The organism is Pseudomonas sp. GWSMS-1 (assembly GCF_049847425.1).
GTDB lineage: Bacteria > Pseudomonadota > Gammaproteobacteria > Pseudomonadales > Pseudomonadaceae > Aquipseudomonas.
This window is the reverse complement of the sequence record NZ_JBMHHV010000005.1, coordinates 225,150-244,545: the sequence shown is the minus strand read 5'-3', so window position 1 is coordinate 244,545 and position 19,396 is coordinate 225,150. Positions and strand designations below refer to the sequence as shown.

Sequence of the window (19,396 nt, the reverse complement as noted above, 5' to 3'; positions counted from 1 at the left end):
CACAGGCTTATGGCCTGTGGGCTTTTCGGGTTTACTGCAGGCGCTTAGATAGGGCGGCTGCCGTATTTGCCTTCGGGCTTCTTGGGCGGGTCGGAGACCACATTCGCCTCGACCTCCTGCACCTTGCCGCCACGCGAGAGAAACTCTTCCATGGCGCGGGCCAGGGCATCACGGTCTTTCTGCTTGGCTTCAACGCTCGGCAGATCGTCTACCGAGACAGCAGCCTTGGCTTTTTTAGGCTTGCTGGCGACTACAACTTCATCGTCGCCGTCGTCGTCATCGCTGACATCGCCATCATCAGCGGTGGCCAGCTCCTCACCTTCGTCTTCGTCAGCGCTTTCTAATTCGTCGTTTTCCAGATCATCGTCGCTCATGTTCCAACCTCATGACTTGCGAAAAGCAGAGTAGTTATAGCCCAGCGGCGTCAGCTTTCTAACGTCGCTGATAAAAAATCCAGTGGTCTTGCCTGGGCTGAGCGCTACGCATCGGCGAGCGGCACTCAACGGCGCGCATTTTAGGGTCTGTTGCTGCCTGATCACAACCGCGCGCGTGCTTAAAAACAGCAGACTTTTACGGCCCACAGAAAAAACAAAGGGCGCCATCAGGCCGAGCCGTTCGCTTAATCTGTTGAAATTTTGAGGTGCATGGTCTTGTATGAGGCTATGCACCTCATCTTTTCAGGAGACAGCCATGGGGAAGAAATCTTCCCAAGGCCAAGCAGTCGAATCAGCGGATACGGCCAAGGCGAAAAATCCCCTCGCTGACGCAGATGGTGCACAAGCTGCTCGCAAGCAGCGCTCACCCGCAGCCCATCAGGGCATTCAGGTCAATTTCTGCAAAAATCCAATTTGCGCGAATTTTGGTTCGCCAGTAGGCGACAAGCTTTCTCGTTCCCAAAATCCATACCGAATCGCAGCCTCAGGAAAAGGCTTGCCGGTTGGTTATTGCTATAGCTGCAACGAAAGCTTTCCCCTGAAAAGTAACAAAGGTATCCATGAAGAGCTAGAGCGGATGTTGGCTTTCTTGGTTGAAGCCACGGTGCAATCTTGCTGCCCGGTTGACGGTTGTTCCAATCATGCAATGCCAGTCTCCAGCGGTAAGGCCTTCTACTCTGCATTTGGGGTGACCAGTACGGGCAGCCAACGTTACCTCTGCAAAGGCACGGTAGATGGCAAGCCATGCGGCAAAACCTTTTCCGTTGCCAGTAAATCAACCAGCCGCCAGCGCCTGACTCACAAGAACAAGAGCATCTTCAAGCTAATCGTCAACAAGGTGCCAGTGCGCAGGATTGCCGAAATTGAAGAAATCGCCCTGCAAACGGTCTACGACAAGATCGACTTTATCCATCGGCAGTGTTTGGCCTTCGCCAGTGAGCGGGAGTCGAAACTTCCTGATATGCCCATTCGTCGCCTGTACATCAGCGTGGATCGCCAGGATTACGTGATCAACTGGTCTCGGCGTGATGATCGGCGTAACACGGTGGTTTCGGCTGTTGCGTCAGCCGATAACACCAGTCAGTACATTTTCGCCATGCATCTCAATTTCGACCCTCGACTTGATCCAGAGGCCATTGAGGAGGATGCCAAGCAGATCGCCGACATCAACCTGCCGACTCCTCACCGTAAGTATGCAAGGCTCTGGATGGCCTCTGACTATTTAGCTTCCATGGCTGCATCGAAGAAATCCAAGGCATCTGGCAGCCTGGAAGGTGATATCGCTGCGACCTACTCCAGCTCTGAGAAGCGAGAGGATGTCGAAATCTCGGATGAGCCTACCAAAGACGAAAAGCTGCCGGATCGGGGCATGCAAACTCATTCCGAGTACACCCTGTACGGCCACTTCCTGTATTTGCGTCACCTGCTGGCCAGTGTCGAAAAGCTCAGGTTCTTTCTCGACCAGGACTCGGGGATGCGGGCGGCATGCTTGGCAGCGTTCCAAGAAGGAATCAAATCCCGTCGAGTCGATGCCTTTTACGTGAGGATCAACAAGATGATGACCGTGGATCAGAAGCGCAGGCTGATCAATGAGTCGAATAAGGCTATCGCCAAGGTGATGAAAGAGAATCTCGGCTTGAACAAGCGAGAGGCCGTCTTGATGCTGCTCAAGCAGCGTATCGAGGAGGCAAAGCTCATCGGAAAATGGAAGGATCGCTGGGTGTTTCACCCGCTGGCAACGATGAACGAGCCTGAAAAGGCCTTATGCCATCTGACCGACCTAGGTGACCTTGAGCCTGATCACGCAGCTTGGCTTTACAACAGAGCCAGCCTGCACGGTGTCGATTCGTACTTCAACCGAGTTAGGCGGCGTCAGTCGCTCCTGGAACGGGGCATTTCATCCCAATCGAATACTGGACGGGTCTGGAGTGGTTACGCGCCGTACAGCCCAAATCAGGTTCAAAAGCTGCTCGATATCCTGCGAGTGGTACAGAACTACGTGCTGAAGGGCGGTAAGGACAAGAAAACACCGGCTATGCGCCTTGGATTAGCCAAAGGCCCAGTGAAATACGAGGATATCCTGTACTTCACCGGGCCTTAGGTTTTCAACAGATTAAGCGAACGGCTCGCCATCAGGCGCCCTTGTTCAAACCCAGCAGGAATTAACGCTTGGTGAATTCCGGGTAGGCTTCCATACCGCACTCGGCGATATCCACACCTTCGTATTCTTCTTCTTCACTGACGCGCAGCCCCATCACCAGCTTGATGATGGACCAGACGATCAGGCTGCAGACGAAGACCCAGGCGAAGATTGAACCGATACCGAGCAGCTGTGCGCCCAAAGTAGCGTCGCTATTGGTCAGGCAAACCGCCAGCAGGCCCCAGATACCGACCACGCCGTGCACCGAGATGGCGCCGACTGGATCGTCGAGCTTGAGCTTGTCCAGACCCAGAATCGCGAAGACCACCAGTACACCACCTACACCACCGATCAGGGTGGCCTGCAGGGCAGTTGGGGTCAGCGGTTCGGCAGTGATTGCCACCAGGCCAGCCAAGGCACCGTTGAGGGCCATGGTCAGGTCAGCTTTGCCGAACAGGATGCGTGCCACGATCAGTGCCGCGATCAGGCCACCGGCAGCGGCCATGTTGGTGTTAACGAACACGTTGGCCACGGCGTTGGCGTCTTCGATGGTGCTCATCTTCAGCTGCGAGCCACCGTTGAAGCCGAACCAGCCCATCCACAGGATGAAGGTACCCAGCGCTGCCATCGGCAGGTTGGCACCCGGAATGGCGTTAACCTGGCCATTCGGGCCGTACTTGCCTTTACGTGCACCGAGCAGCAGTACGCCAGCCAGGGCGGCAGTTGCGCCGGCCATGTGCACCACACCGGAACCGGCGAAGTCGAGGAAGCCGGCTTCGTTGAGGAAGCCCGAACCCCATTTCCAGAAGCCCTGTACCGGGTAGATGAAACCGGTCATCACCACAGCGAATGCCAGGAAGGCAAACAGCTTCATGCGCTCAGCCACAGCACCGGAAACGATCGACATGCAGGTCGCAGCAAACACCACCTGGAAGAAGAAGTCCGAACGCGCCGAGTAGTAAGGCGCGTCGTCACCGCCGGCCAGAACCGACTCAACGCTGTTTTCGTCACCGAGCAGGAAGCCGAAGCTTGGCAGGATGCCGCCTTCCGGGCTGGAGTACATGATGTGGTAGCCGATCACCAGGTACATGATGCTCGCGACTGCGTACAGGGCGATGTTCTTGGTGAGAATTTCAGTGGTGTTTTTGGCGCGCACCAGACCGGATTCGAGCATGGCAAAACCCGCTGCCATCCACATCACCAGAGCGCCGCAAACCAAAAAGTAGAAGGTATCAAAACCGTACTGCAGTGCAGTCAATGCTGTGTTGTCCATGGTTCACCTCTTGCCGTTACGCTTTTTAGCGCTATTCGGTTAAGGCGTCCGGGTTGGCGCCGGACGCACTCCGTGTGCTTACAGGTTGTAGCCGCGCTCGTTATGCAGGGCGAGATCGAGACCGATGGTCTCTTCCTCTTCACTGACACGCAGGCCCATTACTAGGTCGATCACTTTCAGGATTACGAAGGTCACCACTGCGGTGTACACCACCGTGAAGGCCACCCCTTTGAACTGAATCCACAACTGCGCCGCAATGTCTTCCACCGCGCCGAAACCGCCCAAGGCCGGCGCGGCGAACGCCCCAGTGAGAATAGCGCCGACAATCCCGCCCACGGCATGTACGCCGAACACGTCGAGGGAATCGTCATAACCCAGTTTGCGTTTCAGGCTGGTGGCGCAGAAGAAGCAGATCACCCCACTGGCCAGGCCAATCGCCAGAGCGCCCATCGGCCCCGCCGTACCGGATGCCGGTGTAATCGCCACCAGTCCCGCCACAGCACCCGAGGCAATGCCCAAGACGCTGGGTTTGCGATGCGTGATCCACTCGGCGAACATCCAGCTCAGCGCCGCTGTAGCGGTGGCAATCTGAGTGACCAGCATGGCCATACCGGCGCTGCCGTTGGCGGCCAGCGCAGAGCCTGCGTTAAAGCCGAACCAGCCGACCCAGAGCATGCTTGCGCCGATCAGGGTGTAGCCCAAGTTATGCGGCGGCATCGCAGTAGTAGGAAAGCCCTTACGCTTGCCCAGCACCAGACAGGCCACCAGACCGGCGATACCGGCGTTGATATGCACCACGGTGCCACCGGCGAAGTCGAGCACGCCCCAGTCCCACATCAGCGCCCCGTCGCCGCCCCAGACCATGTGCGCGATCGGCGCATAGACCAGGGTGAACCACACCGTCATAAAGACCAGCATGGCCGAGAACTTCATGCGCTCGGCAAAGGCACCGACAATCAGTGCCGGGGTGATGATGGCGAAGGTCATCTGGAAGGTGATGAAGACACTCTCCGGAATCCCAGCCACCAGGCTGTCCAGGGTCAAACCAGAAAGGAAGGCTTTGGAGAAACCACCGACGAAGGAATTGAGGTTGAGTACCCCCTGCTCCATGCCGGTCGTGTCGAAGGCCATGCTGTAGCCATAGACGACCCAAAGAATGCTGATCAACCCGGTAATCGCAAAACACTGCATCAACACTGACAGCACGTTCTTCGAACGCACCATGCCAGCGTAGAAAAGCGCCAGACCGGGGATGGTCATAAACAGCACCAGTACAGTGGCAACCAACATCCAAGCGGTGTCGCCGCTGTTCAGGCTGGTCTCTTCGGCCATGGCAAAGCCAGGAACGAGAGACAAAAGGGCTCCTAGCCCTGCGATTTTTCGCAGAGTCATGGTTTAACTCCTGGGGCGTGGGGTTCGTGCGGAGGCTTAAACTGCGTCGGTGCCGGTTTCGCCGGTACGGATGCGGATTGCCTGTTCCAGGTTTACAACGAAAATCTTGCCGTCACCGATCTTGCCGGTGTTGGCAGCTTTAGTGATGGCCTCGATCACACGATCGAGTTGATCGTCAGCGATGGCCACGTCGATTTTTACTTTTGGCAAGAAATCGACCACGTATTCAGCACCGCGGTACAGCTCGGTATGGCCCTTCTGACGACCAAAGCCTTTGACTTCAGTGACCGTGATGCCCTGCACGCCGATCTCCGACAGTGACTCACGAACGTCGTCCAGCTTGAACGGCTTGATGATGGCAGTGACTAGCTTCATGAAACTCTCTCCCGTGTATGGTGGACTTGCCCCAGGAATTACGAACCCGGTCCAAGTCTAAGCGCAGTGCCTGGCTTTTGTAATGCATCGCAGCCCTGATCCAACGGCACCGATACTCAGCAACCGCTCCCAACGAAACACTTCCCCGCTTCGCCTGACGCACCGGAACTGCATCAGTGCTTGCGTCACAGGAGACATAGCAGAAAGCTTGCCAGGTCAGGTAAAACCGATTTATTTCATGCAGTTACCCAGTAAACGGGCGTTTTAGCCCGGTAATAGCCAACAGCCAGCGCACAACAACGGTGCAACATCCCGCCAAGCTGCGCGCGAAAACCGTGCAAGCAGCCCCCATCCCGCGCCAATCGCACCCGGCAAGCCGGTTAAAACTGCGTGCTACACTGCCGCCATCTGTAAACGGAACCTCATTATGCTGCCACCTAAAGCCCTGCTAGACGCCCTGACCACCCATGCCTCGCGCCTGTTCAACGGCGATGCGCCCTTGCCGCGCAGTGAATTCGAAGCCCAGTTCAAGGTGCTGTTGCAAAGCGCCTTCAGCAAACTCGACCTGGTCAGCCGCGACGAATTCGACAGCCAGATGGTCGTCTTAGCCCGCACTCGCGCTCGCCTGGAGGCCCTCGAAGCCAAGGTCAGCGAGATGGAAGCCCGCAACGCAGATACCACCGCGCCCAACGAGTAATACCCGAGCGGATGCATCTGCCGATCAAGGAGTGATCGATGTCCCTGGCCATAGTCCACAGCCGCGCCCAAGTCGGCATTGAAGCGCCCGCCGTCACCGTCGAGGCCCACTTGGCCAACGGCCTGCCATCACTGGCGCTGGTCGGCTTGCCAGAGACCGCGGTCAAAGAAAGCAAGGACCGCGTGCGCAGCGCCATCCTCAACTGCGCCTTCGACTTCCCGCCCCGACGCATCACCCTCAATCTGGCCCCGGCCGATCTGCCCAAGGACGGCGGCCGCTTCGACTTGGCGATTGCCCTCGGCATTCTTGCCGCCAGCGGTCAGGTCCCCGTGGCGGTGCTGGAACAGCTCGAATGCTTGGGCGAACTGGCGCTCTCCGGGGCTATTCGCTCGGTTCAAGGCGTATTACCCGCAGCACTGGCGGCCCGCGCCGCCGGGCGCACCTTGGTGGTGCCCAAGGCCAATGCCGAGGAAGCCAGCCTGGCATCTGGGCTGACGGTGATTGCCGTCGAGCACTTGTTGGAAGTCGCCGCGCACCTCAACGGGCACACACCACTCGCGCCCTATCAAGCCCAGGGGTTGTTGCGCCACGTGCTGCCCTACCCGGATTTAGCCGAAGTGCAGGGGCAGATTGCCGCCAAACGCGCACTGCTGGTGGCCGCCGCAGGTTCGCATAATTTGCTGTTTACCGGCCCGCCCGGCACCGGCAAAACCCTGCTGGCCAGCCGCCTGCCCGGCTTACTGCCGCCCCTCAACGAGGCGGAAGCGCTGGAAGTCGCCGCCATCCATTCCGTGGCCAGCCACACGCCGCTGAGCGCCTGGCCGCAAAGACCGTTTCGTACACCGCATCACAGCGCATCGGGCCCGGCGCTGGTGGGTGGCGGTAGTCGCCCGCAGCCCGGCGAAATCACCTTGGCCCATCACGGCGTGTTGTTTTTAGATGAGCTGCCCGAGTTTGATCGCAAGGTGCTAGAAGTCCTGCGCGAGCCGCTGGAAAGCGGGCATATCGTGATTGCCCGTGCGCGCGACAAGGTCCGTTTTCCCGCGCGCTTCCAGCTGGTGGCCGCGATGAACCCTTGCCCCTGCGGACACTTGGGCGACCCTTCCGGGCGCTGTCGTTGCAGCAGCGAGCAAATCCAACGCTACCGCAACAAACTCTCCGGCCCTTTTCTCGACCGCATCGATTTGCACCTGACTGTGCCGCGTGAAACCACCCGCCTCAACCCCAGCACTGAGCCCGGCCCAAGCAGCGCCGAGCTGGCCGCCCAGGTGGTTAGAGCACGTCAGCAACAACTGGAGCGCCAAGGCTGCAGCAACGCACACCTCGACCTTAACGGCGTGCAGCAGCACTGCAGCTTGCCCGACGCCGACCGCCAGTGGCTGGAAAACGCCTGCGAGCGCCTGGGCCTGAGCCTGCGCGCCGCTCACCGCGTATTGAAAGTGGCACGCACCCTGGCCGACCTGGACGGCGCCGCAGATATCAGCCGCAGCCATTTGGGCGAAGCTTTGCAGTACCGCCCAAGCGGCGGCGCAGCCTGAATCACCGGCATAAAGAAGCCCCGCATGCGGGGCTTCTTGGATACAGCAGGGCAAAGCGGAGTGTTAGTCGCGCTGTGCGGCGTACTCACGGCAAGCGTCGCCAAACGCTTTGAAGATTTTCACCGAATGCGGGTTTTGCGCGGCCTGCCACTCCGGGTGCCATTGCACCGCCAAGGTGAACTGCTCAACGCCCGGCAGGTGAATTGCCTCAACCAAACCATCTTCGGCGTGGGCCAGAGCCTCAACGCCCTCACCCAACTGATCAAGCGCCTGGCCATGCAGCGAATTAACCGGGAACGCCTCATCGCCCATCAGCTCAGCAAACCAGCTGCCGGGCAGCGCCTGCACGGTATGGCTGTCGGCATACTGCACCGCCACTGGGTCGTTTGAGTCTTCACGGTGATCGTTCAAGCCCGGCACTTCGTAGGCTTTCTGGTGAATGGTGCCACCCAGCGCCACGTTAATTTCCTGCATACCACGGCAAATGGCGAACAACGGCAAACCGCGCTTGAGGGCCGCGCGAATCAGCGGAATATCAAACAGATCACGCTCTTTATCCTGGCCCTTGCTCGGGGTTTTGTTCTTTTGACCGTACAGCGCCGGGTCGATATTGCTCCCCGCACCCGTCAGGTACACACCATCGACCATGGACAGGTACTGGTCGATGTCATCGACGCCACAGCAGCTCGGGGCCAATAACGGCACACAGCCAGCTATCTCCGCCAACGGCGTGATGTATTTGTGGGTCATGACCTGATAAGCGTGGCCTTTGCGTTCCTGGGTGCCCATGGACATCAGGACCACCGGTTTACGCGCCGCAGGGCGCTTGTTGGTATCGTTGTTGGACATACTTCACCTTGGGGCCGGACAGCCGGCCATTGCTATGCAGGGCGTCAAACACTGTGGCACGCACCCTGTTGTGCGCGTGGCTTAAGGACTTAGAAGCCCCTGAACCCTGCGAGCAAGTCTGCCAAAGCCGTAAAATATGTCAAACGAATAAGTGCAAATTGTTTGACAAACGCCCATCAAGACAGCCATAAACTTGCGACTAAAAAACAATAAGCCATTGAAAAATAATAATAAAAACTTAAAGCGCGCAATTTATTAGTCCAATATTTTTTACGCCTGGCGCAACGCATTTAATCCCCTGGCAGACGCTGCACTGGCGGTAATTGCATGGCCGCTACGTCAGCCAACAGATAATCACGCAGCCGCCGGAAACGCTCCTGACCACGCCGCGCCTTGGGCCAAACCAGGTAGTAGCTGTCGCCGCTGGGCACTGCACTGGGCCAAGGCAGACCGAGCCGCCCTTGCGCGACATCCTCGGCGACCATCACCAAGTCACCGATGGATACGCCATAACCGCGCGCGGCCGCCACGATGCCCAGCTCCAGGGTGTCGAACACCTGGCCACCCTTGAGCGGCACTTGATCGGCCAGCCCCATGGCCTGCAACCAGCGCCGCCAATCGCGGCGATCCGGGGTGGGGTGCAACAACTCGGCGGCCTGCAGACGCGACAGATCCCAAGGCTGCTCGCTCAACGCCTCAGGGGCGCAGACGGGGATCAGCCACTCGGCAAACAGCTCAGTGCTTTCCCATTCCTCCGGAAAGTCGCCCTGCCCGAGCAGCACCGCGCAGTCGAACGGCTCATGCAGAAAGTCCACCTTGTCCACATCCATCCAGGCACTGGTCAGCTGCACTTCGCTGGCACTGCTCAGGCGGTAATGCGACAGGCGCGCCAGCAACCAACGCATGGTCAGTGTCGAGGGTGCTTTTAGGCGCAGCACGCTGTCATCGACGCGCAGGGTATTGCAGGCGCGCTCCAGCGCCTCAAAGCCATCACGCAGCCCCGGCAGTAGCAGGCGCGCCGTCTCGGTGAGTTGCAGGCTGCGGCCCCGACGCTCAAACAGGCGACAGGCAAAGTGCTCTTCAAGGGTGCGCACATGGCGGCTGACCGCACTCTGGGTAATCGCCAACTCTTCGCCGGCGCGGGTGAAGGAGCAGTGCCGCGCTGCCGCTTCAAAGGCGCGTAAGGCATACAGCGGCGGCAAGCGCGGGTTCATACGGTTAATCCATGAGTAATAGTCATATCTGGCATCGCTATTATCCTTTTGTGCTGGCACCAATAGCGCTGGAAAATTGAGCATTCTCTGCCTGCACGGAGCACCCGAGCAAGCCTTCTAACTGAGTAGAACTCATCATGCTGCAACCGCTTCGTGGCGAGCTACGCGCCATCTTGAAACTTGCTGGGCCGCTAATTGCGGCGCAACTAGCGCACGTACTAATGGTGTTTACCGACACGGTAATGATGGGCCTGCTCGGCCCCGCCACTTTGGCAGCCGGCGGACTGGGCGCGGCCAGCTATTCCTTCGTATCGATCTTCTGCGTCGGGGTGATTGCCTCGGTCGGCAACCTGGTGGCTATCCGTCATGGCGCGCAAGATGCCGCAGGTGTTACCCGACTGACGCAGAACGGCCTTTGGCTCGGCTGGGGCTTAGCGCTACTGGCCGGCCTGGCGCTGTGGAACCTGGGCCCGGCGCTGCTGTATTTCGGCCAGCAGCCGGAGAACGTCAGCGGCGGTATGCAGTTTCTCTCAACCCTGGTGCTTGCCCTACCCGGATACATGAGTTTTATGGCGCTGCGCGGCTTTACCAGCGCCATCGGCCGCCCAGGCCCGGTGATGGCTATCAGCATTGGCGGGGCACTGGCCAACTTCATCCTCAACTATGCCTTGATCAAGGGCTGGTTCGGCTTGCCCTCACTGGGCCTGGCCGGGATCGGCCTGGTGACTGCCGTGGTGATGAATATTATGGCACTGCTGCTGGCCTGGCATGTACTGCACCACAGCGCCTACAGCCCTTATCCGTTGTGGCGCGGGCTGCTGCGGCCGGTGTGGGCCGAGCTGAAAGAACTGCTGCGCCTGGGCCTGCCGATTGGCGGCACCTATGCAGTAGAGTCCGGGCTGTTTGCCTTTGCCGCACTGTGCATGGGCGCGCTGGGCAGCACGCAGCTGGCGGCTCACCAGATCGCGATCATGTCGGTGTACGTGGCGTTTATGGTGCCGGTGGGGATTTCCTACGCAGTGACCTTCCGTATCGGCCAGCACTTTGGTGCCGGCCGCCTACTGCAAGCGCGCCAAGCCGGCCGCCTGGGCCTGGGACTGGGCGCGCTGTGCATGCTCGGGTTTGCCTGCCTGTTCTGGCTGGCGCCGCACTGGGTGGTTGGGCTGTTTCTCGACTCCGCAGACCCGACCTATCACGAGGTGGTAGCGCTGGCCGTAGCCCTGCTGGCGATTGCCGCTTGGTTCGAATTCTTCGACGGCATCCAAACCATCGCCATGGGCGCGATCCGTGGTCTCAAGGACGCCAAGACCACCTTTTGGGTCGGCCTCGGCTGCTACTGGGCCGTGGGTGCGCCGCTGGCCTGGACGCTGGCCTTCCCGTTGGGCTGGGGCGCTCATGGCGTGTGGTGGGGGCTGGCCGGTGGCCTGGCCTGCGCCGCCATCGGCTTAACCCTGGGTTTTGAATGGAAGACCGCTCGCCTGTTGCAACCCTCAACCGCCGCGCTTACGTCACGGCTTAAGCCCCAGGCTTCTTGAAGCGGTAGAACAGGTTCGGCTCGCTGACCAGGTAAAGGGTGCCCTGGTCATCCATCGCAATCCCTTCGCCCTGGGGCACACTGCGTTTAAGACCGTTTCGGCCCCTCAGCAGTGACAGGCTGCTGATCGGCTTGCCCTCGGTGTCCAGCTCCAGCACCAGCCGCGACTCGTCGGATAACGCGAGCAAGTGCCCACTGCGCTCATCGAACTGCAAGCTGGAAAGGTCACGCACAAACAACCTAGCGTCGCGCTGCCGGTCATCCACCACATGCACGGCAAACGGCTGCGCCGAATCGAGCTGGGGGAAGCCATGGATTTCGTAGATACGCAGTGGATCGCGCTCCTTGGCGACAAACAGGCGCTGGCCGACCGAGTCGTAGGCCAACCCCTCAAAGCCCTTGTTGCCACTCAGACCAATGCTCAAGGACAGCTGTTGGGACTGCTCGGCATGCAGGGCTGTGGTGCCGTCATCCACGCGCACCTTGATCAGCCGCTGACGTCGCTCGTCAGTGATTACATACAAGCCCTTGCCGATGTACTCGACCGCCTCGGCATCGCCAAAACCATGCAGGTCGATACGCCGCAGTAACTTGCCATCCAGCGACAGCTCGATCAGCTGCGCCTTCTGATTGGTTACGGTAAACAGGCTGTTGCGGTCCGGGTCGTAGGTCAGCGCCGAGACATCATCATCCAACCCCTCAATCACCTGAGCCTCGATATCCACCTGATAGTCCGAGAGCAGCATTGGCGCCTGCTGGCCGGTGCTCGCCTGTTGCCACTGCTGCACGTTGAACCAGGCCCGCTCAAACAGACGGTATTCCTGTGCGAAGAGTGCAAGTAGCAGCAACAGCAGCGCAGCAAGACTCAGCAGCAGGCGTTTCAGGGTGAAATGATCTCGCATCGCGCTGCACTCTCAACAATAACCGGTGACAAAACGGCGTAAGCCCGAAGCAAGGCTTCGGGCTTACGTAGACACTCGATGGGGCGAGTTACTTGACCAGTTCAAGGTGCTCGACATCGATTTCGCGGCTGGTCAGGTCAAGGTCGACTTCGCCGGTGATCTTCACTGTCGCCGTTTCGGAAATAGCCTGGGCTGGCCAGTGCTCATCGTCGATTTCAACCGTGATGGTGCCGCTGGCATCCTTGAATTCATACAACTCGTCCTGCAGACGCTTGACGATTTGCCCTTGCAGCAGCACTGGCGTGTCGTCAGCAGCCTCCAGCGCCGCGGCCACCGTAGTGACTTGGGTGACCGCGCCAGGGCCGGTATAGCCGGTCGCCAGTGCGGCAGTGGAAAACAGTGGTGCCAGCAGTAAAGCCAAGGTGAAACGCTTCATGGGATAACCCTCCAGTTGGTTAGTTGATGTAACCAGAATAGAAGGCGTAGCTGAAATCAGGCTTAATCGGTGCTTAACCCAAGCTTAATCCGCTTGGGCGGGCGGCGCGCTCGCCGGTTCTTTGCGCAACACATAGAACAGGTTGGGCTCACTGACGATATAAATATTGCCGTCCGCATCCATGGTCACCCCTTCGGCCTGAGCGATGCCACGCTGCAGGCCATTCATGCCTCGGGCCAGGCTGATAAAGCTGACCGGCTCGCCCTGCTCGTCCACTTCCAGCAGCAGCCGAGATTCATCTGACAGCACCAGCGCATGACCGGTGCGGGCGTCGTAGCTCAACGAGGAAATATCGCGCAGAAACAGATGCCCGGACGTCATCGGCTGCAAGGTACCGGCGGCGCCCTCCTCACCGGGAAACGGCAGGCTAAACAGACCCAATGGGCCACGCTCCTTACCCAGCAGCACGCGCTCATTGCGACCGTCCCAGGCAATCCCCTCGAAGCCCTTATTGCCGGCATCGGCAAACCCCAGGTCATAAGAGGCCAAGTCGGCAAATTCCAGGCTATGGGTCAGCGCGCCGAGCTTGAACGTGGTGAGGGTGCGCTTGCGCTCATCAATAATCGCCAAGCGACCACCGGAGAGCATTTCCACCCCTTCAGGATTGGCAAAGCCATGCAGAACGATGCGCCGAATCACCTCCCCCGTGAGGGTCAGCTCGATCAGCTGTGGACGTTTCCCGGTGACGGTGAACAGCGTGTTGGTCTCGGCGCTGTAGGTCAGCCCGGACAACTCCTCGTTTTCGAGCCCCTGCAGGGGCTTGCCTTGCAGGATCGCCCGATAACCCGGCAGCCAGATGCTCTGCGCCTGCTCGTCGGCATTCACCCGCTGCTCTTTGGCCCAAAAAGCCAGCCGATCATCCCAATGCAGATAACTGGCTGAAAACAGGCCAGCCGCCAGCAGAACAACCAGCAGTATCCGCCGGTAAAGCGGCCCCCGTGGGGCAATCCAGATCGACATCGCACACAACTCATATAAGAACGATGGCAGTCAGACTAGAGCGCTACGCTTAAGTTTCTGTTAAACCGCAAAGCCAGCAGGCACCTCCAGGTGCCTGCACCAACAAGGCTGCGGGTCAGGCGTCGGCTAGAGCGCGCGGCTGGCGAAACGACTATGGCCAACCAGTTCCAGAACCAGCTCATCACCTTTGTGCAGCGCCCCCACACCCGCAGGTGTGCCGGTAAGGATGACATCGCCAGGCTGTAAGCTGAAATGCCCGCAGATGTGCTGGATCATCGGCAGAATCGGGTTGAGCATGTCGCGGCTGTTGCCGTCCTGCCGTACTTCACCGTTGATCGCCAGACGAATGCCAATATCCGCCAAATCCTCAATCGCATCACCCGGAATAAAGGGCGCCAACACACAGGCACCGTCAAACGACTTGGCGATTTCCCAGGGGTAGCCCTTGGCCTTGAGCGTCGCCTGCAGGTCGCGCAGGGTCAGGTCTAACGCTGGGGCAAAGCCGGAAATCGCATCGCGTACTTCCTCAGCATTCGGCGTGCGCGACAGCGGCTTGCCAATCAGCACGGCAATTTCCGCCTCGTAATGCACATCGCCCTTACCCTCAACCAGGGTAAAGCCGTCATCCAGCGGCACCACACAACTGCCCGCCTTGATAAACAGCAAGGGCTCGGTCGGCACCGGGTTATTCAGTTCCTTGGCATGTTCGGCGTAATTACGGCCAATACACACCACCTTGCCCATGGGGAAGTGGATATGGGTGCCATCGACATACTGGTGCTGGTAACTCATCACCGACTCCTGTGCCTGCTGAATAATGGATTGCTCATGCTGGACGAGTGAGGCCGCGCTGTCGTTTCGACTAAAGGCGCAGCCTGGCTAGCGCTACGGTTGAACGCCTTTAGCAATGGCTTGAGCCGTCAGAGCGGGAAGATCTTGCCCGGGTTCATAATCCCGTTCGGGTCAAACACCGCCTTGATCGCCTTCATATAGCCAATCTCGGCTTCCGAGCGGCTGTAGGTCAGGTAATCGCGCTTGGTCATGCCCACGCCGTGTTCGGCGCTGATCGAGCCGTTGTACTTCTGCACGGTCTCGAACACCCACTTGTTGACCGTGGCGCACTTGGCGAAGAATTCGTCCTTGGACAGGTTCTCCGGCTTCAAGATATTCAGGTGCAGGTTGCCGTCGCCGATGTGGCCGAACCAAACGATTTCGAAGTCCGGGTAGTGCTCGCCGACGATGGCATCGATGTCATGCAAGAATGCCGGCACCTTGGAGACAGTGACCGAAATGTCGTTCTTGTACGGCGTCCAGTGGCTGATGGTTTCCGAGATGTACTCGCGCAGCTTCCACAGGTTCTGCAGCTGCTGCTCGCTCTGGCTCATCACGCCGTCCAGCACCCAGCCCTGCTCGACGCAATGCTCGAACGTGGCCAGGGCCGCTTCGGCGACTTCCTCGGTGGTGGCTTCGAACTCCAGCAGAGCGTAGAACGGGCAGTCGGTTTCAAAGGCGGCCGGCACATCGCCACGGGCCATGATCTTGGCCAGGGCCTTGTCGGAGAAGAACTCGAAAGCAGTCAGGTCCAGCTTGTTCTGGAAGGCGTGCAGCACCGGCATGATCGAATCGAAGTCCGGCGTACCAAGCACCATCGCGGTGAGGTTCTTCGGCGCGCGATCCAGACGCATGGTCGCTTCAACCACGAAACCCAGGGTGCCTTCGGCGCCGATAAACAGCTGGCGCATGTCATAGCCGGTGGCGTTTTTGATCAGGTCCTTGTTCAGCTCCAGCAGCTCGCCGGTGCCGGTGACCACTTTCAAACCTGCGACCCAATTACGGGTCATGCCGTAGCGAATCACCTTGATCCCGCCGGCATTGGTGCCGATGTTGCCGCCAATCTGGCTGGAACCTGCCGAGGCGAAGTCCACCGGGTAGTAAAGGCCTTTATCTTCGGCGAACATCTGCAGCTGCTTGGTCACCACACCCGGCTGACACACGGCGGTGCGGTCGAATTCGTTGAATTCGAGAATCTGGTTCATGTAGTCGAAGGCGACGACCACTTCACCATTGGCGGCCACGGCGCCAGCGGACAAGCCGGTACGGCCACCTGACGGCACCAGTGCAACCTTGTGCTGATTAGCCCAACGGACGATCGTTTGCACCTGCTCGATGCTCTTGGGGAAGGCAATCGCCAGCGGCGCAGGGGCGAAATGCTTGGTCCAGTCCTTGCCGTAGGTGTTGAGGGAATCGGCATCGGTAAGCACCTTGCCGGGCTCCACCAGGGTCTTCAGCTCTTCGATCAGCGCAGGGTTGGTCATCTACGGAACTCTCAAACGATTCATGGTCACCCTGAGCACGCTTCATCTGCCAGGATAGGTGTTTCGCGGGGCTCGTATGCTAGCATACGCCCCCGTGAATCGTGCCCCCGGGCCGATCTGCGGGCTGCGGCCGGCCGCGCCCGGCCTCCTCCCTGACACTATTTGTGGGACAACAGGTACTCCGATGAGCAAGACCTCTCTCGACAAGAGCAAGATCAAGTTCCTTCTTCTTGAAGGCGTCCACCAGAATGCAGTGGACACCCTGAAGGCCGCTGGTTACACCAACATCGAGTACCTCAAGGGCGCACTCTCCGACGACGAGCTGAAAGAAAAGATCGCCGACGCGCACTTTATTGGTATCCGTTCGCGCACTCAGCTGACTGAAGAAGTCTTCGACTGCGCCAAGCGTCTGGTCGCTGTAGGCTGCTTCTGCATCGGCACCAACCAGGTCAACCTGGATGCAGCCCGCGAGCGCGGCATCGCCGTATTCAACGCACCGTATTCGAACACCCGCTCGGTCGCTGAGCTGGTGCTGGCCCAAGCGATCCTGCTGCTGCGCGGCATCCCCGAGAAGAACGCTTCCTGCCACCGCGGTGGCTGGATCAAATCGGCGGCTAACTCCTTCGAGATCCGCGGCAAAAAGCTCGGCATCGTCGGCTACGGTTCGATCGGCACGCAGCTCTCGGTACTCGCCGAGTCACTGGGCATGCAGGTGTTTTTCTACGACCCGCTGACCAAATTGCCGCTGGGTAACGCCACCCAAATCGGCAGCCTCACCGAGCTGCTGGGCATGAGCGACATCGTTTCCTTGCACGTGCCTGAGATCGACAGCACCAAGTGGATGATTGGCGAGAAAGAAATTCGCGCCATGAAAAAAGGCGGCATCCTGATCAACGCCGCACGCGGTACCGTGGTGGTGCTGGAAGCCCTGGCCGAAGCGATCAAGGACGAGCACCTGATTGGCGCCGCCATCGACGTGTTCCCAGTCGAGCCGAAGTCCAACGACGAAGAGTTCGAAAGCCCGCTGCGTGGCCTGGATCGAGTGATCCTGACTCCGCACATTGGTGGCTCGACCGCCGAAGCACAGGCCAACATCGGCCTGGAAGTGGCCGAGAAACTGGTCAAGTACAGCGACAACGGCACCTCGGTGTCTTCGGTCAACTTCCCTGAAGTGGCTCTACCGGCTCACCCAGGCAAGCACCGCCTGTTGCACATTCACCAGAACGTGCCGGGCGTGATGAGCGAGATCAACAACGTGTTCGCCGAAAACGGCATCAACATCTCCGGTCAGTTCCTGCAGACCAATGCCAAGGTTGGTTACGTGGTGATCGACGTCGACGCAGAGTACTCCGACCTGGCGCTGGAGAAGTTGCAGCACGTGAATGGCACCATCCGTAGCCGCGTCCTGTTCTAAGAATTTGTTCACGATCTGCTGCGCGTCGGCGATACGGCGTTAGAAATGGCCTCGGGCTGCTCATTTACAGCCAGTAAACTCCGCGCCCTCGGCCATTTCTACCTTGTCTCGCTCTAGCTCGCTAGATCCGAAATAATTTCTAAAGGCTGTGACAACAAAAAAGGGAAGCTTCGGCTTCCCTTTTTTGTATGCGTTGCAGCGCCTTACTTCACCGTCACGCTGATCGTCTCGGACATCACCGATGGATTCAGCGGCACGTGGTTCTTGTCGCCAACCAGCAGTTGCAGCGTGTGCTTGCCAGGCGCCAGGGTCAGCTCGGTTTCGGTTTGGCCTTTACCGAAGTGCCGCACGTTGTCGGTCATCGGCAAGGGCTGATCCAGGGCCGGCGCCTGCTTGAGGTCAACCAGCAGGTGATGGTGGCCGGTGTGCGGCACATCGACACCCGCCGGGGCTACGCCCATGCCCTTGAGGCCGAACTTAACGGTGAAGGTCTGATCGACCGTGGCGCCGTCTGCCGGCTCAATGAAATACACCGCGGCATCCGCTGGCGCAGCGCTGCGTGGCATCTCTGCCCAGGCCGACGACGCGGCGCCGAGCAGGGTGGCGCACAGGCCGGCGCCAATCATTAAGGCTTTCATAGTGACTCCTTCAGGTGAATGTTGCTGAAGTCGACCCTAGCCCGCCTCGATTGTTCCGCCGGCGCCCTGTTCCAGCGCCAGTAACGCGGCCTCGGCAGCCGGCAATTCTTCTTCGCTGAACACCTGCACACCCATGCGCCGCAAGGCGGCCGCGGTAACGCCCTCACCGGCCACCTTGGTGCCGCTAAACGTGCCGTCGTAGTTCTCGCGGTTACCGCACGAAGGGCTGCGCGCCTTCAGTAGCGCGATGTGAATCCCATGCTGAGCGACCAAGGCCAGCGCCTGCTTGGCCCCGGCAATAAAGGCGGCGCTGACATCCTCGCCCTCCACCGTCAGCACGGGTATCCGCCCATCCAGCACCTGCGCGCCCTGACCACCGGCAATTTCCGCAGGTGGGCGTGGGGTTGGCAGGCCACCAGCCACTTCCGGGCACAGCGGCACAACCCGGCCTTGCGCCTGCCAACGCTCAAGCAGGCTAAACGGGCCATGGGCACCGCCGTCATAGCGCACGCGTTGGCCCAACAGGCAGCGACTCACCAGAATTTTCTGCATACCCCCCTCTCGCTATGCCGGTTACAGCGGCCCGCTACCCCGGCGACGCAGCCAACCGGTCAGTGACAGCCGCTCGCGGGTTGCCGGCAGCACTTCATGGGGCATCTCTGCCGAGAGAAATACCAGCAGGCTGCCCGCCACAGGCAATACGTCATGGTGGCTGCCGTCGGCTAAATGCAGGCGCAACTCACCGCCTTGCTCAGCCTGCCATTGCTCATTCAGATAAAACACCACCGACACCGCACGACGGTCATCATCACGAAAACGATCCAGGTGCCTTTTGTAATAAGCCCCCGGCGGATACAGGGCAAAGTGGCTTTCAAAATCTTCCAGCCCCAGATACAGCGCCTGATTAAGCGCTTGGCGCAGGCCATCCATCAGCGCCAGGTATTGATCACAGGCGGGGTTTTGCCCGGCCTCCAGCCACTGAATATGGTCACCGCGCAGCCCTTCGTTGATCACCGCCAGGGCGCTACGACCGACGCCAGCCCGCACCAATAAGCCGGCGGCCGCACGTTTACGGCACTCTTCGGCCAGTTCAAGGGTCAGAGTGGGGGCAATGAAGTGTGTTTGCAGTGACCAGCCACGTTCGGCCAAGTCATCGATAATGCACGCCACACGGGCGTTGAGGTCGTTAGATGAGCAGGTGTTCAAGGATCGCCCCGAAGGAATG

General features: G+C 59.5%; 19 protein-coding genes. 5 read left to right on the top strand and 14 right to left on the bottom strand.

Going from position 1 to position 19,396, the window contains the following annotated elements; genetic code table 11:
* Positions 1-44: 44 nt before the first annotated feature.
* Positions 45-374, bottom strand: coding sequence for a transcriptional regulator SutA (gene sutA / locus ACEPAJ_RS04455; RefSeq protein ID WP_425913765.1), 330 nt, complete (start codon positions 372-374; stop codon positions 45-47).
* A 316-nt stretch (positions 375-690) separates the two neighbouring features.
* On the opposite strand from sutA, the gene ACEPAJ_RS04450 reads away from it, so the two are divergent.
* Positions 691-2,535 carry a hypothetical protein gene (locus ACEPAJ_RS04450; RefSeq protein ID WP_223181899.1) on the top strand — a complete coding sequence of 615 codons (1,845 nt, stop codon included), beginning with the start codon at positions 691-693 and terminating at the stop codon, positions 2,533-2,535.
* Positions 2,536-2,596: 61 nt separating this feature from the next.
* On the opposite strand, the gene ACEPAJ_RS04445 is transcribed toward ACEPAJ_RS04450, so the two are convergent.
* The 3 genes from ACEPAJ_RS04445 to glnK all read right to left on the bottom strand — a co-directional run bounded on the left by ACEPAJ_RS04445 (position 2,597) and on the right by glnK (position 5,614).
* Positions 2,597-3,847, bottom strand: coding sequence for an ammonium transporter (locus ACEPAJ_RS04445; RefSeq protein ID WP_425913763.1), 1,251 nt, complete (start codon positions 3,845-3,847; stop codon positions 2,597-2,599).
* Between the two features lie 78 nt (positions 3,848-3,925).
* Positions 3,926-5,239 carry an ammonium transporter gene (locus ACEPAJ_RS04440; RefSeq protein ID WP_425913761.1) on the bottom strand — a complete coding sequence of 438 codons (1,314 nt, stop codon included), beginning with the start codon at positions 5,237-5,239 and terminating at the stop codon, positions 3,926-3,928.
* A gap of 36 nt (positions 5,240-5,275) precedes the next feature.
* Positions 5,276-5,614, bottom strand: coding sequence for a P-II family nitrogen regulator (gene glnK / locus ACEPAJ_RS04435; protein WP_021700071.1), 339 nt, complete (start codon positions 5,612-5,614; stop codon positions 5,276-5,278).
* 427 nt (positions 5,615-6,041) lie between these two features.
* Between glnK and ACEPAJ_RS04430 the strand changes: the two genes are divergently transcribed.
* Both ACEPAJ_RS04430 and ACEPAJ_RS04425 read left to right on the top strand, forming a co-directional pair.
* Positions 6,042-6,311, top strand: coding sequence for an accessory factor UbiK family protein (locus ACEPAJ_RS04430; protein ID WP_425913759.1), 270 nt, complete (start codon positions 6,042-6,044; stop codon positions 6,309-6,311).
* Positions 6,312-6,349: 38 nt separating this feature from the next.
* Positions 6,350-7,849: a YifB family Mg chelatase-like AAA ATPase gene (locus tag ACEPAJ_RS04425; RefSeq protein WP_425913757.1), complete on the top strand. Its 1,500-nt coding sequence runs from the start codon at positions 6,350-6,352 to the stop codon at positions 7,847-7,849.
* A 63-nt stretch (positions 7,850-7,912) separates the two neighbouring features.
* On the opposite strand, the gene ACEPAJ_RS04420 is transcribed toward ACEPAJ_RS04425, so the two are convergent.
* A complete protein-coding gene (locus ACEPAJ_RS04420; protein WP_425913756.1) occupies positions 7,913-8,698 on the bottom strand; it encodes a gamma-glutamyl-gamma-aminobutyrate hydrolase family protein in 786 nt (261 codons plus the stop codon).
* Positions 8,699-8,988: 290 nt separating this feature from the next.
* Positions 8,989-9,912 carry a LysR substrate-binding domain-containing protein gene (locus tag ACEPAJ_RS04415; RefSeq protein WP_425913754.1) on the bottom strand — a complete coding sequence of 308 codons (924 nt, stop codon included), beginning with the start codon at positions 9,910-9,912 and terminating at the stop codon, positions 8,989-8,991.
* A gap of 137 nt (positions 9,913-10,049) precedes the next feature.
* Between ACEPAJ_RS04415 and ACEPAJ_RS04410 the strand changes: the two genes are divergently transcribed.
* A complete protein-coding gene (locus ACEPAJ_RS04410; protein ID WP_425913752.1) occupies positions 10,050-11,447 on the top strand; it encodes a NorM family multidrug efflux MATE transporter in 1,398 nt (465 codons plus the stop codon).
* On the opposite strand, the gene ACEPAJ_RS04405 is transcribed toward ACEPAJ_RS04410, so the two are convergent.
* The 5 genes from ACEPAJ_RS04405 to ACEPAJ_RS04385 all read right to left on the bottom strand — a co-directional run bounded on the left by ACEPAJ_RS04405 (position 11,428) and on the right by ACEPAJ_RS04385 (position 16,119).
* Entirely contained in the window at positions 11,428-12,348 is a 921-nt protein-coding gene (locus ACEPAJ_RS04405; RefSeq protein WP_425913750.1) for an SdiA-regulated domain-containing protein, read from the bottom strand. The two genes, ACEPAJ_RS04410 and ACEPAJ_RS04405, sit on opposite strands and share 20 nt — an antisense overlap.
* Before the next feature lie 88 nt (positions 12,349-12,436).
* Positions 12,437-12,784, bottom strand: a complete 348-nt coding sequence (locus tag ACEPAJ_RS04400; protein ID WP_274089497.1) for a NirD/YgiW/YdeI family stress tolerance protein — start codon at positions 12,782-12,784, stop codon at positions 12,437-12,439.
* A gap of 84 nt (positions 12,785-12,868) precedes the next feature.
* Positions 12,869-13,804, bottom strand: a complete 936-nt coding sequence (locus tag ACEPAJ_RS04395) for an SdiA-regulated domain-containing protein (protein ID WP_322948107.1) — start codon at positions 13,802-13,804, stop codon at positions 12,869-12,871.
* 126 nt (positions 13,805-13,930) lie between these two features.
* Positions 13,931-14,596 (bottom strand): fumarylacetoacetate hydrolase family protein, encoded by a 666-nt coding sequence (locus ACEPAJ_RS04390; RefSeq protein ID WP_322948108.1) that lies wholly within the window; start codon positions 14,594-14,596, stop codon positions 13,931-13,933.
* A 128-nt stretch (positions 14,597-14,724) separates the two neighbouring features.
* On the bottom strand, positions 14,725-16,119 hold the full coding sequence (locus ACEPAJ_RS04385) for an FAD-binding oxidoreductase (RefSeq protein ID WP_274089500.1): 1,395 nt from the start codon (positions 16,117-16,119) through the stop codon (positions 14,725-14,727).
* A 184-nt stretch (positions 16,120-16,303) separates the two neighbouring features.
* Here ACEPAJ_RS04385 and serA point away from each other — a divergent pair, with 184 nt between their 5' ends.
* Entirely contained in the window at positions 16,304-17,533 is a 1,230-nt protein-coding gene (serA, locus tag ACEPAJ_RS04380) for a phosphoglycerate dehydrogenase (protein ID WP_274089501.1), read from the top strand.
* Positions 17,534-17,736: 203 nt separating this feature from the next.
* Here serA and ACEPAJ_RS04375 read toward each other — a convergent pair whose 3' ends face one another.
* The 3 genes from ACEPAJ_RS04375 to ACEPAJ_RS04365 are packed head-to-tail and all read right to left on the bottom strand — an operon-like array spanning position 17,737 to position 19,377.
* The gene (locus ACEPAJ_RS04375; RefSeq protein WP_274089502.1) at positions 17,737-18,171 is read right to left on the bottom strand and encodes a DUF4399 domain-containing protein; all 435 of its coding nucleotides are present in this window, start codon (positions 18,169-18,171) and stop codon (positions 17,737-17,739) included.
* Positions 18,172-18,207: 36 nt separating this feature from the next.
* Positions 18,208-18,723: a DUF523 domain-containing protein gene (locus ACEPAJ_RS04370; protein ID WP_274089503.1), complete on the bottom strand. Its 516-nt coding sequence runs from the start codon at positions 18,721-18,723 to the stop codon at positions 18,208-18,210.
* Positions 18,724-18,744: 21 nt separating this feature from the next.
* The gene (locus ACEPAJ_RS04365; protein ID WP_274089504.1) at positions 18,745-19,377 is read right to left on the bottom strand and encodes a 2OG-Fe(II) oxygenase; all 633 of its coding nucleotides are present in this window, start codon (positions 19,375-19,377) and stop codon (positions 18,745-18,747) included.
* Positions 19,378-19,396 lie beyond the last annotated feature (19 nt).

Coding starts and splice junctions, on each gene's coding strand:
- ACEPAJ_RS04445 (WP_425913763.1), bottom strand. CDS start 3,847: ATGGACAACACAGCATTGACTGCACTGCAGTACGGTTTTGATACCTTC.
- ACEPAJ_RS04370 (WP_274089503.1), bottom strand. CDS start 18,723: ATGCAGAAAATTCTGGTGAGTCGCTGCCTGTTGGGCCAACGCGTGCGC.
- ACEPAJ_RS04395 (WP_322948107.1), bottom strand. CDS start 13,804: ATGTCGATCTGGATTGCCCCACGGGGGCCGCTTTACCGGCGGATACTG.
- ACEPAJ_RS04420 (WP_425913756.1), bottom strand. CDS start 8,698: ATGTCCAACAACGATACCAACAAGCGCCCTGCGGCGCGTAAACCGGTG.
- ACEPAJ_RS04405 (WP_425913750.1), bottom strand. CDS start 12,348: ATGCGAGATCATTTCACCCTGAAACGCCTGCTGCTGAGTCTTGCTGCG.
- ACEPAJ_RS04390 (WP_322948108.1), bottom strand. CDS start 14,596: ATGAGTTACCAGCACCAGTATGTCGATGGCACCCATATCCACTTCCCC.
- ACEPAJ_RS04415 (WP_425913754.1), bottom strand. CDS start 9,912: ATGAACCCGCGCTTGCCGCCGCTGTATGCCTTACGCGCCTTTGAAGCG.
- ACEPAJ_RS04410 (WP_425913752.1), top strand. CDS start 10,050: ATGCTGCAACCGCTTCGTGGCGAGCTACGCGCCATCTTGAAACTTGCT.
- serA (WP_274089501.1), top strand. CDS start 16,304: ATGAGCAAGACCTCTCTCGACAAGAGCAAGATCAAGTTCCTTCTTCTT.
- ACEPAJ_RS04430 (WP_425913759.1), top strand. CDS start 6,042: ATGCTGCCACCTAAAGCCCTGCTAGACGCCCTGACCACCCATGCCTCG.
- ACEPAJ_RS04375 (WP_274089502.1), bottom strand. CDS start 18,171: ATGAAAGCCTTAATGATTGGCGCCGGCCTGTGCGCCACCCTGCTCGGC.
- ACEPAJ_RS04400 (WP_274089497.1), bottom strand. CDS start 12,784: ATGAAGCGTTTCACCTTGGCTTTACTGCTGGCACCACTGTTTTCCACT.
- glnK (WP_021700071.1), bottom strand. CDS start 5,614: ATGAAGCTAGTCACTGCCATCATCAAGCCGTTCAAGCTGGACGACGTT.
- ACEPAJ_RS04425 (WP_425913757.1), top strand. CDS start 6,350: ATGTCCCTGGCCATAGTCCACAGCCGCGCCCAAGTCGGCATTGAAGCG.
- ACEPAJ_RS04385 (WP_274089500.1), bottom strand. CDS start 16,119: ATGACCAACCCTGCGCTGATCGAAGAGCTGAAGACCCTGGTGGAGCCC.
- sutA (WP_425913765.1), bottom strand. CDS start 374: ATGAGCGACGATGATCTGGAAAACGACGAATTAGAAAGCGCTGACGAA.
- ACEPAJ_RS04450 (WP_223181899.1), top strand. CDS start 691: ATGGGGAAGAAATCTTCCCAAGGCCAAGCAGTCGAATCAGCGGATACG.
- ACEPAJ_RS04440 (WP_425913761.1), bottom strand. CDS start 5,239: ATGACTCTGCGAAAAATCGCAGGGCTAGGAGCCCTTTTGTCTCTCGTT.